We start from the raw sequence: 16126 nt of genomic DNA, 5'->3' as shown, positions 1-16126 counted from the left end.
CTTAGCCCTTCACCCCTCCCGCGGTCAGGCCGCCCACCAGGTACTTCTCGAACCAGAAGAAGAGGATCATGATGGGTACGGTAACAATCACCGCGCCCGCCATCAAGAACTGCCGCGGCACCTCCTGGCTGTTGAGCCCCACCATCCCGCGCGAGAGGGTGAAGAGCTCGGGGGTGTCGAGGAACATGAAGGCGAAGAGGAACTCGTTCCAGGCGATCATGAAGACGTAGAGCCCCACCGAGGCCAGCGCCGGAAGCGCCAGCGGCAGGGTGATGCGCCAGATCACCTCGAAGCGGCTGCAGCCGTCGATCAGCCCCGCCTCCTCGAGGCTCGCGGGGATGGTCTCGAAGTAGCTGCGCAGCATGTACAGCGCCACGGGCAGCGTCTGCGCCAGGTAGACGATGATCAACCCGATCAGGTTGTCGCGCAGGCCCAGCTGGGTGAAGATCGTGTAGAGCGGGATGGCCAGCACGATTGCAGGAAACATGTAGGTGAGCAGGATGGCCCGTTCCATGAGCGCGCGCCCGCGGAACTCGAGCCGCGCCACCGCGTAGGCCCCCAGCACCGCCAGCGCCAGGGTGATGAACATCGTGCTGACCGAGACGAAGGCGGTGTTGCCGATGTAGCGCAGGAATTTGAAGGTGACGAGCACCTCGCGGTAGCCCACGAGCATTTTCTTGAGGCCGGGCCAAAAGCCTTCCGAGAAGACGTGCAGCGGCAGGCCCAGGTTGGCGGGGTCGGCCAGGAACTCGGCGCGGGGCTTGAGCGAGGCCGCGACCATCGCCCAGAAGGGGAAGACGACCATGAAGACGAAGACCAGGAAGGCAGCGCCGCGCAAGAGCCGCAGCCCCACCAGCTCCCAGGCCTCGCTGTCGGGGCGCTCGAGCCGCACCTCGCGCAGCCCGTAGGCCGCGGCGAGCCCCGCCAGGCCGCCCGCGGCCAGCGGGGCGAGCAGGTTCCAAAAGGCCCCGAGCCCCAACCGGTAGGGGTCGCCGCCCGCCGCCAGCGCCCAGACGAGGGCGAGTCCGATCCCGGCGAGCGTCATGGGAAGGAAGCCCAGCCGTTCGCGCCGCGCCAGCGCCCAGGCCAGCGCCCCCAGCAGCAGGCCGCCGGCGAGCGCCGCGTCCAGGGGCAGCACGGTCTTGAGCCCGCCCCAGAGGACGAGCAAGAGCGAGACGCTGCCCAGGCTGGCGAGCGCCGCGCTCAGTCCCACGAGCAGGGTCAGCACGAGGGCCACGTCACACCTCCCCCTTGGGCGCGTAGCGGAAGTAGACGATCAGGAAGAGGGCCAGGATCGCGAAGAGGATCACCGCCTGGGCCGCGCCCTGGCCCAGGTTGGCCCGGGCGAAGGCGAAGTCGTAGACCTTGATCGTGATCGTCTCGGTGCCCGCCGCGCCGCCGGTGAGCAGGAAGATGTCGTCGAACTTGTTGAACGTCCAGATGAAGCGCAGCAGGAAGAGGGTGGCGAGGATGCCCACCACCTGCGGCAGGGTCACGAAGCGGAAGCTGGCCCAGATGCCCGCGCCGTCCACCCGCGCCGCCTCGTAGAGCTCGCTGGGGATGGCCTGCAGCCGGGCGAGGATGAAGAGGAAGGCGAAGGGGAAGTAGCGCCAGCCCTCGAAGAGGATGACCATCGTGAGCGCCAGCGGCACCTGGACCGTGAGCCCGAAGAACTGCACCGGCCAGTACCTTTGCGATAGGAAGGGGATCGGGTCGTGAACGAACCCGTACTTTAATAAGAGGGCGTTGATCGTGCCGGCGAAGGGGTCGAGCAGGAAGACCCAGGTGAAGGCCACCGCGATCACCGGGGCCACGTAGGGGAAGAGGAAGAGGCCCCGCAGCACCTGACGGCCGGCGAAGGGCGGCGAGAGCAGCTGGGCGGCGAAGAGGCCCAGCAGGATCGAGAGCAGGGTACCGAAGATGGTGTAGGCCAGCGTCACCTTCAGCATCGGCCAGAAGTCGGGGTCGGTGAGCACGGCGCGGAAGTTGTCGAGGGTGAAGGGGCGCGCCAGGATGGGGTTGGGGGCCCGGCTCTCCACCGCGGGGCGGGTGTCGCGCGGGTAGGGGGCGCCGGCTTCGAAGTAGGCGGGGCCGGCGGTGAAGCGGAGCGTCAGGTTGACGGTCTGCTTGGGCTCGAGCCCGCCCGTAAGCTCGCAGACGATCTTCGCGCCCTGCACCCGGCAGGCCTCGGGCAGCTCGGCAGGGGTGAGGCCCGGGGGCAGCGCGTCCTCGATGCGGGCCCAGGTGATGGGGTTGCCGGTGCGGTTCTGAACGCGGTAGCGCACCACCAGCGCCTCGCCCACGGCGCCGGGTTGGGCGCGCACCGACTCGCGCACCGCGGGCCGGGGCGGCCGCAGGTCCCCCAGCTGGATGGGTTTGAAGGCGATCCAGAAGTTGGCAATGACCGGCAGGATGACGATGGCGATGACGATGCTGAACGTCGGCAGCAGCATCCAGAACGCCAGCCGGGCTTCCCGCGCCTTGAGACCTCGTGGCATGTCGCCTCCCGAGGAGTAGGGGAGGGGCCGGGGCGAGGCCCCGGCCCCCGAGGGCGAAGGTTACTTGAGGGCTTCGACGGCTTTCTGCATCTCCGCGGCGGCCTGTTCGGCGGTCAGCTCGCCGTCGAGGTAGCGGCGCACGATCTTGGGGATCGTCTTCTCGCCGTAGAGCTTGCCGACCAGCTCGCCGTAACCGGCGCGGAAGCCCCAGCGGTCGGCGACGTCGAGGCCTTCGAGGATCGTCTTGATGACCTCGGGCGGGTAGATGTCGCCGAGCGGACGCTTGCGGTCCACGCCCACCGGCAGCTTGGCCCAGCCGTTCACGAACTTCTGCGGGTCGTCGGGGGTGCCGCGGCGCACCGGGAACTTGCCTTCCGGGGCGACCGAGAGCCACTCGAGGTAGCCGTCGGTGAGCAGGAACTTGACGAACTTCTTGGCGTTCGCGGTGTCGGCGTCCACGGTGATGCCCATGTAGCTGATCTGGGCGTAGCTGGCGCCGCTGGGGTTGTCGGGACCGGCCAGCTTGGCCAGGAAGCCGGTGCGCTTGGCCAGTTCGTCCGAGGTGGGGTTGCCGAAGGCCGTCACCGGGACCGAGTCGCGCAGGCCCGCCAGCTCGTCGAGGATGAAGGGCGACCAGACGATCTGCAGCGCCTTGCCCGCCAGGTAGAGTTCACGCGACTGCTTCCAGTAGAGGTTGCCCGGGGGCGAGGCCTCGGCCAGCTTCTTGTAGAACTGCAGCGTGTGCACCATCGCCGGGGTGTTCAGGGTGATGTTCCCGTTGGCGTCGACCAGGCGCACCCCGTTGGCCAGGGCGATGTGCTCGAAGACCTGCTGGAAGTAGGTCTGGCTGGGGTCGGTGGCGACCACGAAGCCGTACATCTTGGGCGGGTTGTGGAAGGCTTCGATGCCGGCCAGCACCGCCGCGAAGGTCTTGGGCGGGTAGAGGCTCTTCTGCTTGAAGAGGTCCTTGCGGTAGACGATCAGCTGGGTCCAGCCGTCGGTCGGCACCGCGGTGTAGTTGCCCTCGTAGCTGGCCAGCTCGAGCGCCCCCTTGGCGAAGGTGTTCTCGCCCAGCTCGCGGACCACTTCGGTGGCCGCCTCGGTGTCGAGGATGCCCTGGGCGGCCCAGCCCACGGTGTAGTCGAGCGGGTGGAAGATGACGTCGGGCAGCTGCCCGGCGGCGAAGGCCGCGGTGATGCGCTCGGAGAGCTGGTTTTCCTCGACGGGCACGACCTCGACCTTGATCCCGGTCTTGGCGGTGAACTCGGCGGCGATCTGCCGCTGCACCTCCATGCGCTTGGGCTGGTTCTCCGTCGTCCACCAGACCAAGCTTTGCGCGAGGCCAAAGCTTCCTAGCGCCAATGCGAACAGCACCATCCAGACTTTTCTCATAGCCCACCTCCGTATTCCATTACCGACGCGCGAGGTACGAGCTCGCACGACAGCACCACGTTTTCGGGGCGCTCGCCCCGGGTGACGGCCAGCGCCGCGCGCGCGGCGGCCTGGCCCAGCTGCTGCGCCGGCTGGCGCAGCGTCGTGAGCGGCGGATCCAGGTAGGCGCCGAACTCGAGCCCGTCGAAGCCGACGACGCTCACGTCCTCGCCCACCCGCAGCCCGGCTTCGCGGAAGGCGCGGTAGGCGCCCAGCGCCATGCGGTCGCTGGCGACGAAGACGGCCGAGAAGCCGCCCTGTCCGATCAGGGCTTCCGCGGCGCGGTAACCGCCGGCCTCGGTGAAGCCGCCGTCGGCCACCGGGCCGGGCGCGAGGCCGGCCGCCGCCAGCGCCCGCCGCCAGCCGGCCAGGCGTTCGCGGCCGGCGCGGCGGGGGCCGGCGATGTGGGCGATGCGCTCGTGGCCGTGCTCGATCAGGTAGCGGGTCGCCCGCTCGGCGGCCGACTCGTTGTCGATCGTGACCATGGGCGCGGCCAGCTCGGCGCCCTCGCGTTCGACGAGCACCAGCGCGGGCAGCTCGCCCTGCATCGCCGCCAGCGCCTGGGGCCCCAGACCCGAGCCGATGAGGACGAGCGCTTCGACGTCGCGGGCGGAGAGGTCGCGCAGCACCTGCCCCTCGCGGCCGGGGTCGCGCTCCGAGCTCTCGACCAGGTAGGTGTAGCCCGCCTGGGCGAGCTCGAGCCCGATGCCCCGGAGCATTCGGCCGTAAAGCGGACCGGTGGCGTCGGGGATGACCACGCCGATGGCGCGGCTCTTGCCGGTCGCCAGCACCCGCGCCGCGGGGCTGGGGGAGAAGCCCAGCCGCCCCGCGACCTGCAGCACCCGCTCGCGGGTGGAGGGGGCGACGCGGCCGCCGTTGAGGGCGCGCGACACGGTGGCCACGGAGACCCCGGCCGCGTCCGCCACCTCGTAGATCGTCACCCTTCTCCGCAAAGCGTTTTTCTCCTTCCTTATCGTGATGTAAGCGGTTACATAAGCACAGCGTCAAAGCAGGGCTGCCGTTGATGTAAGCGTTTACACGTCTATACTTAAGCTAGTCGCCCTGCATGCGGCTTGTCAAGGGTATACCGGAGGAGAGGATGCGCGACCTACTGGAAACCTCGTTTCGAACGGCCCTCGAAGCCACCGATCCGGCGCGCCGGGTGGCGGCGGAGGCGGGCCGGCTCGAGCCGGCGCCCACCGCGGTGCTGGCCGTGGGCAAGGCGGCCGGGCCGATGCTCGCAGGGCTCGAGCGCGCCGGGCTGCACCTCCCCGGCTTCGGCGTCACCCGCTACGGCCACGGGGTGCCGCTCGCGCACTACGAGCTCGTGGAGGCGGGGCATCCCGTTCCCGACGCCGCGAGCGTCCGGGCCGCCGAACGGGCCCTCGAGCTCGCCCGCGCCCTCGGGCCCAACGACCACCTGCTCGTCCTCGTCTCCGGCGGGGGCAGCGCGCTGTGGTGCGCCCCCTGGGGGCTCGAGCTGGAGGAGCTGCAAGCGCTGAACCGCGCCCTGCTGGCCTCGGGCGCGGCCATTTCCGAGATGAACGCGGTGCGCAAGCACCTCTCGCGCATCAAGGGCGGGCGGCTGGCGCAGGCCACCCGCGCCCGCGTGACCGCCTGGCTCGTCTCCGACGTGCCCGGCGACGACGTCAGCACCATCGCTTCGGGGCCCACGGCCCCCGACCCCACGACCTTCGCGGACGCCCTGGCGGTGCTCGAGCGCTACCGCATCGACGCCCCCGCGGCGCGCGCCCATCTGGAGCGCGGCGCCGCCGGGGAGCTGCTCGAGACCCCCAAGCCCGGCGACCCGCTGTTCGCCCGGGTGACCAACCGCATCCTGCTGGCGAACGCCGACCTGCTCGAAGCGACCGCCGGCTTCTGGCGCGGGGAGGGCTGGCGGGTGCACCTCCTCTCCGACCGCTTCGAGGGGGAGGCGCGCGAGCTGGCGCGTTTCCACGCGGCCCTGGTCGGGTCGGCCCGGGCGCACGGTTTCCCCGCCCGCCCGCCCGTCGTCCTCGTCAGCGGGGGCGAGGCTTCGGTGACCGTACGCGGAACGGGCCGGGGGGGCCGCAACCAGGCCTTCCTCGCCTGGTTGGCCCACTTCCTGGGCCCGGACGGCGCCTGGGCGCTGGCCGCCGACAGCGACGGCATCGACGGCAACTCCTCGGCCGCCGGCGCGTTCCTGCGCCCGGACACCCTGGCCCGGGCCGCCGAGCTGCGCCTCGACCTGCGCGCCTACCTGAGCCGCGACGACAGCCACGGCTTCTTCGACGCCCTGGGCGACCTCGTCGTCACCGGCCCCACCCACAACAACCTCAACGACCTGCGCGTCGTCGTCGTGGAGCCGTAGTATCCCGGTGGGGTGGCCGCCTAGGACCCGGTCCGGGGTTCGTGCCGTGCGAACGGCCGAGATTGGGCCGCCACCGGCGGCTTGGCACTTATCGACTCAAGATTGTTACGATTTGACCAATCGGCAGCAACCCGACCGTGGTGTGCGGCGGGCACGCGCCCTGAATCAAGTTCAGGACAGGCTCCGGCCCGCGGGCGCTCTGCGCCCTTGGCCGGGGGTTCGTTGGCGTGCGGGGTATGGAAGGGGGCATCGAGTTTCCGGGTTGGAATCCGCCGTCGGGCTTGCGGGCTGCTAAAAACTCACCTTCCGCGCCCCGCTTCCTGTTTCTAAATTACCCTCTACCCCCGCACGAGTTTTAACGGTCGTGGCGAGCCGCGGGTGCGCGCTCAGCTCAGGAACCCGGCCCGCTTCAGCTCTTTTTCCACCGCCGCCAGCACCACCGGGTAGGCCTCCTCGAGCGAAACCCCCTCCAGGGTCGCGCCCGCCGCGGGCACGTGGCCGCCGCCGCCCAGCTCCACCGCGATGTTCTGGGCGCTCACGCCGGCGCGGCTGCGGATCGAGACCTTGGTGGCGCCCTCGCGCTCCTTGAGGAAGACGGCCACGTAGCTGCCTTCGGCGTAACGGATCACGCCCACGAAGTCGTCGGAGTCCTCCTCGGTGCTGCCGGCCTCCTCGGTCATCCGACGGGTGACGTGGGCGCTCACGGCCAGACCGCCGAAGTGGAACTGCACCGTCGAGAGGACCATCCCCATCAGCTTGAAGTACTGCGGCGGGCGCCACTGCAGGCGGTCGGTCAGCTCGGCCAGCTTGACCCCGTGGGCCACCAGCTCGGCGGCGGTCTCGAGCACCTCCGGCGTGGTGTTGCCGAAGCGGAAGTTCCCGGTGTCGGTGATCAGGCCGGTGAGCACCGGCGTGGCGATCTCCTCGGTCCACTCGACCTCGAGGGCGTCGATCAGGTCCTTGACCATCTGGGCGGCCGCAGCCTTGGACGGGTCCACGATGTGGATCTGGCCGAAACGGCTGTTGGAGCCGTGGTGGTCGATGTTGATCACGAACCCCTCGACCGGGGCCCCCACGGCGCGGTGGCGGTCGCCGGAGTCGAGGACGACCAGGACGGCGTCGTCGGGCAGCTTCTCGACGGGTTCGTGGTACTCGTCTTCGCGGGGCAGGAAACGCAGGAAGCGCGGCGGCTCGACGATCCACCAGACCTTCTTGCCCAGCTGCCGCAGTGCCCGAGCCAGGCCCAGGGTGCTGCCCACGGCGTCGCCGTCGGGGTCCTCGTGGGCGATGATCACGACGGTCGCGTCGGTGGCCCGCAGCACGTCGGCCACCAGGCGCATCTTCTCCCAGTAGTGGGGCTCGGGTTGGTTGTTGATCCGTTCCATGACCTTTCAGCTTACACCGTTTCGACGTGAAAACCGAGGCGTTCCAGGTAGTCCCAGTAGCGGGGAAAGGTCTTGGAGGTGGTGCCGGGGTTGGCGATCTCGAGCCCCGGGGCGGCGAGCGCCAGCAGCGAGAGCGCCATGGCGATGCGGTGGTCGTCGTGGGGGTCGAGCCGGGCCGGGCGCGGCCGCCCGGGCCAGACGGTGAGCCCGTCGGGGCGCTCTTCGGCGCGGAGGCCCAGCTTGGCGAGCTCGGCGGCCATCGCGGCGATGCGGTCGGACTCGTGGTGGCGCACGTGGGCCACCTCGGTGATCGTCACCGGCGCGTCGGCCAGGGCCGCGAGCGCGGCCAGGGTGGGGGTCTGGTCGCTCATCGCCTTCAGGCTCACGGTAAAGCCGCCGCGCAGCTTTTCGGGGCCGCGCACGGTGGTGCGCCGGGGCGTGAGCTCGACCCGCGCCCCCATGCGCTCGAGCACGTGGACGAAGCCCAGGTCGGGCTGCAGGGTGGCCGAGCCGATGTTGGTCACCGTCACCTCGCCGCCGCTGGCCGCGGCCAGGGCGAAGAAGTAGGCGGCGCTCGAGGCGTCGGCCTCCAGTTCCAGGCGCTGCCCCCGGTAGCGGCCGGGCTTTACGGAGATCTCCGAAAGCTCTGCGTCTTCCTCGGCCTCGGCGCCGAAGGCCCGCATCATCGCCAGGGTGATCCGCACGTAGGCCGGCTGCACCATCCCGCCCGCCACCCGCACCGTCACCGGCCCGCGGGCGTAGGGCGCGGCCAGGAGCACGCCGCTGGTGAACTGGCTGGAGACGTGGCCGGGGATCGTCACCTCGCCGCCGGCGAGGCCCGCGCCGTGGACGACGAGGGGGAAGCGCCCCTCCTCGCCGGCGTAGTCCACGCGGCCGCCCAGGGCGCGCAGGGCGTCGACCAGCGGCGCGATGGGGCGCTGGCTCATCCGCCGGCTGGCGCGCACCCGAAAGCGCCCCGCGGGCGCGGCGGCCAGCGCCGGCGGCAGGAAGCGGCCCAGGGTGCCGGCCGCGCCGATGTAGACCTCGGCCTCGCCCGCGGGCCAGCGCCCGCCGCCGCCGGCGATGCGGGCGGTCTCGCCCATAACCTCCACCTCGAGCCCCAGCGTGCGCAGCGCCTCCAGCGCCCACCAGGCGTCGTCGCTCTTCAGGATCCCCGCGAGCTCCGACGCGCCCTCGGCCAGGCCCGCCAGCACGATGGCCCGGTTGGTCACGCTCTTGGAGCCGGGCACGGCCAGCTCGGCGCGCACCGGTCCCGGCGGCGGCGCGAGCCGCACCGCGGCGACGCCGGCAAGGGTGCTCCAGGGGCTGCGGGCTTCCAGGTCGGCCTCGCTCATGGCCTCTTATTCTGCCACGCGGTGGCAGCGCATCAAGGCGCGCGCGCGATCGGCCTCGCCGCCGGGGGGCCGGGTGGCCGGCGCGGTCTCTGGGTAGCCCGGCAGAAACTCGCCCAGCCGCTCTTCGAAACTGGGCAGCTCCGCCTGCCAGAAGACGCCGGTGGGGATGCGCTCGCCCCACTCGGTCGCCTTCAGGGTGAAGCGGGCCATCCGCTCGGCGCGTTCGGCGTCGCTCATCTCGCGGGGCACGCGCGGGTCGTAGCCCTCGGCGTTAATGTCGTAGACGCGCGGCGCAAACCACTCGCGGGTGTGCAGGTTGTTGTAGGTGGGGCAGGGCTGCAAAACGTCGATCATCGCCAGGCCCCGGTGCTCGATGCCCTGCTGCATCAGCCGCGCCAGGTTCTTCACGTCGTAGGCGTAGCCGCGGGCGATAAAGGTGAAGCCCGCGGCGAAGGCCAGCATCAGCGGGTTGACCTTGCTCTGGATGTTGGGCCGGGCCAGGCTCTTGGGTTGGGCCCCGAGCTCGAGCGTCGGCGAGGCCTGCCCCTTGGTCATCCCGTAGACCTCGTTATTGAAGATCAGGTAGAGCAGGTCGGGGTTGCGCCGCCCCACCCCGACGAAGTGGCCGGCGCCGATGCCCATCCCGTCGCCGTCGCCGGCCATGGCGATGACCGTGAGCTCGGGGTTGGCCAGCTTGACCCCCTGGGCCACCGGCAGCGGCCGGCCGTGCAGGGTGTGGACGCCGTAGGTGGCGGCGTAGTGGACCGTCTTGGCCGAGCAGCCGATGCCGCTCACCAGCACCGCGCGGCCGGGCTCGATGCCCAGCTTGTAAAGCGCCGTTTGCAAGGCGCTGAGAATGCCGTAGTCGCCGCATCCCGGGCACCAGTCCGGCGCCAGGTCCGACTTGTAGTCCGCGAGTTTGAGCTCCATGCTTCCTCCTAGACGCCGGCGCGGAGCACCGTATACGCCCCCGCCTCGCCGCTCAGGACCGCCTCGAAGGCGGCCCGCACCTCTTCGATCGTCATCGGCCGGCCGTTGTACTTGACGATGAGGTGGTCCGGCCTGCGCCCCGTCTCCTGCGCCAGCAGGCGGGCGAACTGGCCCGACTGGTTGTACTCGAGCACCACCAGCCGCCGGCCCTCGAGCAGCGCCTCGAGGTCGGGGAAGGGCAGCAGGAAGCGCACCTGGACGTAGCCCAGGTCCAGCCCCTCCATCGCTTCCAGCGCCACCCCTTCGGTCGAGCCCCAGCCGAGCACCAGCGTTCCCGCCTCGGGGTTGTGGGTCCGGTACATCGCCTCCGGGCCCAGCCACTCTCTGAGGGCCTCGATCTTGGCCGCCCGTTTTTCCATCATCGCGTCGCGCAGCTCGGGGTCTTCGGTGATGTGGCCGACCTCGTCGTGCTCGTCGGAGGTGATCCAGTAGCCCGCGCCCGGCGTGCCCACCGGGATCCGGGGCGAGACGCCGCCCTCGGCCGCCAGCGAGAAGCGCGGGAAGACGCCTTCGGGCGCCTCGGCCACCAGGCCCGGGTCGGGCTCGACGGCGCCGGCGTCGAAGGGCTCGACCGTGCGCGTGGTCGAGGCCAGGTACTTGTCCATCAGGTGCACCACCGGCAGCTGGAAACGCGCGGCCAGGTTCATCGCCAAAGCCGCGTCGGCGAAGGTGTCCTCCACGTTCGCGCTCGCCAGCACCGCCCGCGGGTAGTCGCCGTGGCCGGCGCCCAGGGCGAAGCGCAGGTCGCCCTGCTCGGTGCGGGTCGGCAGGCCGGTGCTGGGCCCGCCGCGCTGGTAGAGGCTGACGACGAGCGGCGTCTCGGTGATGCCGGCGAAGCCCAGCGCCTCGGTCATCAGCGCGAAGCCGGGGCCGCTGGTGGTGAGCGCCGCCCGCGCGCCCGCCATCGAGGCGCCGATGGCCATGTTGACCGCGGCCAGCTCGTCCTCCACCTGGACCACGACCACGCCCGCCTCGGGGTGGGCCTCCAGGTAGAAGGGCTCGTCGGTGGCGGGGGTGATGGGGTAGTAGCTCATGAAGCCCAGCCCGGCGGCCACCTTGCCCATCGCCGAGGCGTGGGAGCCGTTGACGTAGATCCGCTCGCCGGGCGAGCCGATCGGCTCCAGCCCGGCGTCCGCCAGCGGCTCGACCCGCCGGTAGACTTCGGCGGCCACCTGGCGGTTGAGCTCGGCCGCGCGCGGTTTGGCGGCGAACTGGGCCGCCAGCGCGGCGTCCAGGAACTCCAGCGGATAGCCCAGCAGCGCCAGCGAGGCGGCCACCGCCACGGTGTTGAGCGTCTTCTTGGCGGTGAGGGCGTCGGCGCCCACGGCCTCGCCCACCTCGCGGGCCAGGGGTTCGAGCGCCAGCGGCACCAGCCGCACGCCGCCGGCGCGGTAGCGCTCCAGCGTGCGCTCGAGCACCGGGTCGCCCCCGCCCAGCGCCGCTGCGATCCGCCCGTAGGCCGCGCCGTCGAGCATGGCCAGCTTGGAAAGCGGCATCCGGGCGGCGTCCGGGTCGTAGACGAGCACGCCCCCGGGCTTGACTTCGTACAGGTGCCGCGCCAGCGTCTCGGCGTCGAGCGCCGCCAGCAGGTCCACCCGCTCGAAGAAGGCCCGGGTGGGTCTTCGCGCCGCGCGCACGTCGAGGTAGCTGTGCCGCCCCATGATGTTCGAGTGGTACTCGCGGCGGGCGCTCACCCACCAGCCGCCCCGGGCCAGCGCCTGGGCGAAGAGGGTGGCGGCGGTCTCGATGCCGCCGCCCTGGGGTCCGCCCACGCGCCAGGTGAAGTCGTCCAGTTTGGGACGTTCCATACCGCCCATCTTAAGTCGAACCACGCCCCGGGAAAGGGGCGTGGGTACCGGTGGGCGGCTTCTAGTTGCCGGTGCCGGGCGGTGCGCTGCGCGGTATGGCCCGGGCGAAGAGGTTGCGGCGTTCCTGTTGCAAGGGTTGCCCGCGGTAACGGATGCCCAGGCTGACCACCACGTTGTCGATCAGCGCGAGGGCGTTCGTGGGGTCGCGGGTGTCGCTGGCCGAGAGGAGCAGCGGGTCGATGGGTTTTCGCGAGGTCTGCGAGAGCGAGTTCGCCGTGTAGACGACGGCGGTCTGCGCCGGCACCACCGCGTCCGCCACCACGCCGACGCTGGAGGTCAGGCCCGAGAAGTCGCGGGTGGGGAGCGAGTTGACCGGCCAGCTGACCCACTTGATCAGGTGTTCGACGAGCACGCGGTTCCCCGCTTTGGGGTTTTCGCCGAGGACGCCGACGTAGTCGGAGCGGTTCCCAAGGGTGTAGACCACCGCGCAGTAACGGTCGCGGTTGCTGCTGGTGCTGTCGTAGGGGTTGCTCCCTCCTTCGTTGCAGTAGGGGCTTCCCCAGGGGAGCAGCATGGCCAGGGTCTGACCGCCGGTGGTGACGCTGGTGCCGTCGGGCAGGGTGAGCGTCTGGTTGCCCGGGTAGATGTAGGCCGCGCCCGAGAACAGTTCGCTGACGCGTAACAACGCCAGGCGGGCGTCCTCGCGGGCCTGCTGGGCCACGATCTGGCGGTTGGCGATCTCCTGGTTCTTGACGATCATGCTGGTGGTCAGGATCAGGATGACGCCGAAGACCGCCATCGAGATCATCAGCTCGATCAGGGTGAAGCCGTTGCGTTTCATCTTCGCCACCCGTCCTTAGTTGGGGTTGCCGATCAGGGTGGCGCCGCGGGCCAGGGTGCGTCCGCTGCGGGTGACCGTGATCGTGATCTTGCGCATGGGGGGCGGGCTGGCGGTGGCGGCGCTGCCGTTGAGGTTGAGGTTGTCGGCGCGGATCGTGACCGTAAAGGTGGAAGGCAGCATGCGGTTGAGGTCGGAAAGCCGCGGCGGGGTCGCGGCGGCGTTGTAGTTCGCGGCGCTCTTCCAGTAGATGCGGTACTGCTCGAGCGCGCCGTTCACGTACTCCATGGCCAGGCTTTGTTCGTTGGTGCTCGAACTTACCCGCAGGTTGCTGGCCATGCTTCCGGCGACCGCGACGATCACCACACCGATGATCGCGAGCGAGATCAGGATCTCGACCAACGAGAGGCCTTTTGCGTTTTTCACGGCAGGATCACCTTCCCTGTGGGCAGCACGACCACTCTGCGGGTCTTGGGTCCGGTGGTCACGGTAAACACGTACTGCTGGTCCGGCAGTCCCCGGCCGCTGAAGTTCAGCGTCGTGGGCGGCGCCACCGCGGCCCGGTGGGGCAGCCGCCCCTCGCGCACGAGGTTGCCGGAGGCGTCATAGATTTGGACCCGGTTGCCCGCGAGGGTCACGCTCATCGCCTCGCTGCGTTTGAGGGCGCGGTTGCGCGCCTGGGTGATGAAGTTGGAGAAGCTGCGGGCGCTCTCGTTCACGCGCAGGGCCTTGAGGTAGTTCTGCAGGTTGGCGGCGGTGATGGCGCCGATGACGCCCAGCAGCGCGAGCACGAGCAGTAGCTCGAGCAGCGAGAAGCCGCGGCGGCGTTTCATCGTTCCTCCCCCCGCTGATAGTCGAGGCGGAAACGGATGCTCTCGGGAAGCTGCTCGTAGACGAAGTCGTTGACCAGCAGCTTGCTGCCGTCGCGCAGCACCAGCACGGTGAGCCCGTTCTCGCTCGCGTACTCCTTGACGTCGGTGAGGGCCAGCTCCGAGGGCGGCAGGGTGTTCAGGGGGGCGGCCGGCTCGGCCTTAGGGGGGTTCTGCGCCTCGGACGCCAGGCTGCCCTCCAGCACGATCGTCGCTCCCTGCTCGGTAACGATCGTGCGCCCAGCAGGGTCCGGGTCCGTCGCTTCGGCGGCGGTCGCGGCCGCAGGGGGTTCGGCCGGGGCGGCCGCGGGCTGCGGGCGCTCCCGCAGCTTGAGCACCAGCCCGGCCACCAGCAGCAGGGCCAGCACCGCGATGAGGAGGTTCAGCGTCCTTCCGTTCATTGCACGTGCTCCGTGGTGCGGTCGGAGACCCGCCACGACATCGTCTGGCCGACCGCGCCCTTGACCAGGTTGAACCCGAAGCCGCCGTTGCGCAAGCGGAAGTCGTAGTTGATGGTAAAAGCGCAGTCTTCGGTGCCGGGGACGTAGTAGGGGTCGCCCGGCTGCCCGCAGTCGCTCGCGGGGTTGTCGGGGTCGCCCAGGAAGTCGTAGCGGCGGCTGCCCACGTACCAGCGCTTCATCCACCAGGCTTGGTAGCGCCCCGGGGCCAGGATCCCCAGCTCCTTGGCGATCAGGCCGCCGGAGATGGCGAGCGGTTTCATGCTCGTCTTGCCGGCGATCCGCTGGTTGGCGTAGAGGAAGGCGTCCACGGTGGAGACCTGGGTCTCGTAGTTGCGCTCGTTGTCGATGATGATGCGCAGCGTTTTGCCGTCGATGCGCCAGAAGCCGCGCAGGCCGCCCTCGCTGAAGTTGCCGTAGCCGCTGTTGCGGTTGTCGAGCCTACGCGCCAGACGCCGGGCCAGGCGGGTGGGCAGGCCCGAATCGATCAGGTCCTGGCGAATCTCGCTGCGCGACATCCCGTAGTAGCCGCCGCGCCAGCTGTTGTAGGACATGCGCTCCGTGCCCAGCAACTGCTTGTAGAGGGCGTCGTCCATCCAGGGCTTGAAGTTGCCGTTGGAACGGATCGTGCCCGGCCGGAAGGCGTAGCTGTAGGCGTCGCGGCTCACCGAGGCGGAGCGGTTGGCGCGGCGGCAGACCACGTTGCCCGACGACACCGCCTCGCCGTCCACGTTGACGTAGCCGCCGCCCTTCCGCGTCAGCTCGTCGCCGTTGCGCTTGTCGAAGCAGCGGGTGCCGCTGTAGAAGCCGAACTGGGAGCGGTAGTAGTCGGCCGACTGGCGCTCGGCGGTAGGGAGCAGGTTGCCGCTCGAGTCGCGCTCGGTGTAGTCGCCGATCACGATGTTGCCGCGGGCGGCCAAGCGCAGCTCGTCCTTGCCTGCGGCGATGTTGGCGCGGGCGCACTCGTCGGCGTCGCTGATGCCCGAGCAGACGCCGCGCCCCGGCGGGTCGGGCGGGTCGGCCACCTGGACGTTCCCCGCGGTGTAGAGGTTGCGCCCCGCGTAGATCGCGCCCTTGCCGGTCACCACGCCCTTGATGATCACGTCGCCTTCGACGAAGATGTCCTCGTCGATCACGATGGGGTTGCTGGGGGTGCCGATGAGGACCAGGTTGCCGTTATAGACCCGGTTGACCCGGCTCACGTTGGACCCCGTCGGCAGCGAGGTGATGCGTCCGCCGATCGGCACGCCGTAGATGATGCCGCCGCTCAGGCTTCCCATGGCGTTCTGCCGGGCGATCTCGCGGTTGATGGGCGGGAAGTCGGGTACGCCGTCGCCGTCGGTGTCGCTGGGGAGCATGTCGCCCGAGTAGTTGGTGGTGACGCTGCCGGTGACGAGGGCCCCGTTGATCTTTTTCGGGCTGCCGCTGAGGTCGAGATCGTCGCGGGTGATGTCGCGCGCCGCGTAAACGCTGCCGTAGATGGTCGAGCCGCCCTCGTGGGCGCCGCTGCCGATGCCGCTGCGTCCCTCGGTGCCCCAACCGGGCCGCATGAACTCGAGCGAGCCCACGTCGCCTCGCACGCGCAGGTGGCAGTAGATGCAGTTCGTCGTCTCCGAGAGCATGGCCAGCTTGAAGATCTGGCTCTGACCGAAGCTGACCCGCCGGACCACCGTCTGTTTGTCCCCGCCCTGGGACGCGGTGGCGGCGACCTCCACCCAGCCGTAGGGGTCGGAGGGGGGCGAGACGCGCAGCACCCGCCACTTGCCGGTGATGCCGCCCATGACGTTGACGGTGTGCACCTGGGTGGTGTCGAGGGTGCGCAGGTAGTTGCGTACCGAATAGTTGTTGTTCTTGAAATCGCTGATCAGCTTCAACCGCGCCTGCTCCGACACGCCGTCCGCCGCCTGGACCAGCGCACTGTGGGATTTCACGGTCTTGACGCTGCGGATCTGGTTGACCGTGCTGGCCGTAAAGATCATCACGATCATGAACGCGATGACCATCGCGAAGATCGTCGTGATGAGGGCGATGCCCTTTTGTCTAGATCCTTTCCCCATGCTTATAGCGTAGGTGGAAGGACCTTCCCCGAGTACCCTCAAACGGGGGTGTGGGGAACCGCTCCGGCCCGGGAGGGCGCGGAGCGG

At 70.1% G+C, this 16126-nt stretch carries 14 protein-coding genes; 1 reads left to right on the top strand and 13 read right to left on the bottom strand.

The window, feature by feature from the left end; translation table 11 throughout:
• Nucleotide 1 precedes the first annotated feature (1 nt).
• The 4 genes from OCEPR_RS08935 to OCEPR_RS08920 are packed head-to-tail and all read right to left on the bottom strand — an operon-like array spanning nt 2 to nt 4870.
• Complete coding sequence (locus OCEPR_RS08935; RefSeq protein ID WP_013458392.1) at nt 2-1237, bottom strand: carbohydrate ABC transporter permease; 1236 nt, start codon at nt 1235-1237, stop codon at nt 2-4.
• 1 nt (nt 1238) lies between these two features.
• Entirely contained in the window at nt 1239-2498 is a 1260-nt protein-coding gene (locus OCEPR_RS08930; RefSeq protein ID WP_013458391.1) for a carbohydrate ABC transporter permease, read from the bottom strand.
• Nucleotides 2499-2558: 60 nt separating this feature from the next.
• A complete protein-coding gene (locus OCEPR_RS08925; protein ID WP_013458390.1) occupies nt 2559-3890 on the bottom strand; it encodes an ABC transporter substrate-binding protein in 1332 nt (443 codons plus the stop codon).
• Nucleotides 3887-4870, bottom strand: coding sequence for a LacI family DNA-binding transcriptional regulator (locus OCEPR_RS08920; protein ID WP_245544456.1), 984 nt, complete (start codon nt 4868-4870; stop codon nt 3887-3889). Before OCEPR_RS08920 ends, OCEPR_RS08925 begins: the two co-directional genes overlap by 4 nt.
• 158 nt (nt 4871-5028) lie before the next feature.
• On the opposite strand from OCEPR_RS08920, the gene OCEPR_RS08915 reads away from it, so the two are divergent.
• Nucleotides 5029-6279, top strand: coding sequence for a glycerate kinase type-2 family protein (locus tag OCEPR_RS08915; RefSeq protein ID WP_013458388.1), 1251 nt, complete (start codon nt 5029-5031; stop codon nt 6277-6279).
• Between the two features lie 386 nt (nt 6280-6665).
• Here the strand turns inward: OCEPR_RS08915 and OCEPR_RS08910 are convergent, their stop codons facing one another.
• The 9 genes from OCEPR_RS08910 to OCEPR_RS08870 are packed head-to-tail and all read right to left on the bottom strand — an operon-like array spanning nt 6666 to nt 16039.
• On the bottom strand, nt 6666-7664 hold the full coding sequence (locus tag OCEPR_RS08910) for a DHH family phosphoesterase (protein WP_013458387.1): 999 nt from the start codon (nt 7662-7664) through the stop codon (nt 6666-6668).
• Between the two features lie 11 nt (nt 7665-7675).
• Nucleotides 7676-9019, bottom strand: coding sequence for a 3-phosphoshikimate 1-carboxyvinyltransferase (aroA, locus tag OCEPR_RS08905; protein WP_013458386.1), 1344 nt, complete (start codon nt 9017-9019; stop codon nt 7676-7678).
• A gap of 6 nt (nt 9020-9025) precedes the next feature.
• Nucleotides 9026-9949: a thiamine pyrophosphate-dependent enzyme gene (locus OCEPR_RS08900; protein WP_013458385.1), complete on the bottom strand. Its 924-nt coding sequence runs from the start codon at nt 9947-9949 to the stop codon at nt 9026-9028.
• Between the two features lie 8 nt (nt 9950-9957).
• The gene (locus tag OCEPR_RS08895; protein ID WP_013458384.1) at nt 9958-11826 is read right to left on the bottom strand and encodes a 2-oxoacid:acceptor oxidoreductase subunit alpha; all 1869 of its coding nucleotides are present in this window, start codon (nt 11824-11826) and stop codon (nt 9958-9960) included.
• Nucleotides 11827-11878: 52 nt separating this feature from the next.
• Nucleotides 11879-12658 carry a PilW family protein gene (locus OCEPR_RS08890; RefSeq protein WP_013458383.1) on the bottom strand — a complete coding sequence of 260 codons (780 nt, stop codon included), beginning with the start codon at nt 12656-12658 and terminating at the stop codon, nt 11879-11881.
• A 15-nt stretch (nt 12659-12673) separates the two neighbouring features.
• Nucleotides 12674-13081, bottom strand: coding sequence for a type IV pilus modification PilV family protein (locus tag OCEPR_RS08885; RefSeq protein WP_013458382.1), 408 nt, complete (start codon nt 13079-13081; stop codon nt 12674-12676).
• Complete coding sequence (locus OCEPR_RS12315; protein ID WP_013458381.1) at nt 13078-13488, bottom strand: GspH/FimT family protein; 411 nt, start codon at nt 13486-13488, stop codon at nt 13078-13080. Before OCEPR_RS12315 ends, OCEPR_RS08885 begins: the two co-directional genes overlap by 4 nt.
• Nucleotides 13485-13925: a hypothetical protein gene (locus tag OCEPR_RS08875; protein WP_013458380.1), complete on the bottom strand. Its 441-nt coding sequence runs from the start codon at nt 13923-13925 to the stop codon at nt 13485-13487. The genes OCEPR_RS12315 and OCEPR_RS08875 overlap by 4 nt, the downstream gene beginning before the upstream one ends.
• On the bottom strand, nt 13922-16039 hold the full coding sequence (locus tag OCEPR_RS08870; RefSeq protein ID WP_013458379.1) for a hypothetical protein: 2118 nt from the start codon (nt 16037-16039) through the stop codon (nt 13922-13924). The genes OCEPR_RS08875 and OCEPR_RS08870 overlap by 4 nt, the downstream gene beginning before the upstream one ends.
• Nucleotides 16040-16126 lie beyond the last annotated feature (87 nt).

The sequence above is a fragment of the Oceanithermus profundus DSM 14977 genome (assembly GCF_000183745.1).
In the GTDB taxonomy this organism is placed as follows: Bacteria; Deinococcota; Deinococci; order Deinococcales; family Marinithermaceae; genus Oceanithermus; species Oceanithermus profundus.
This window is presented reverse-complemented; position numbering and strand designations above follow the sequence as displayed.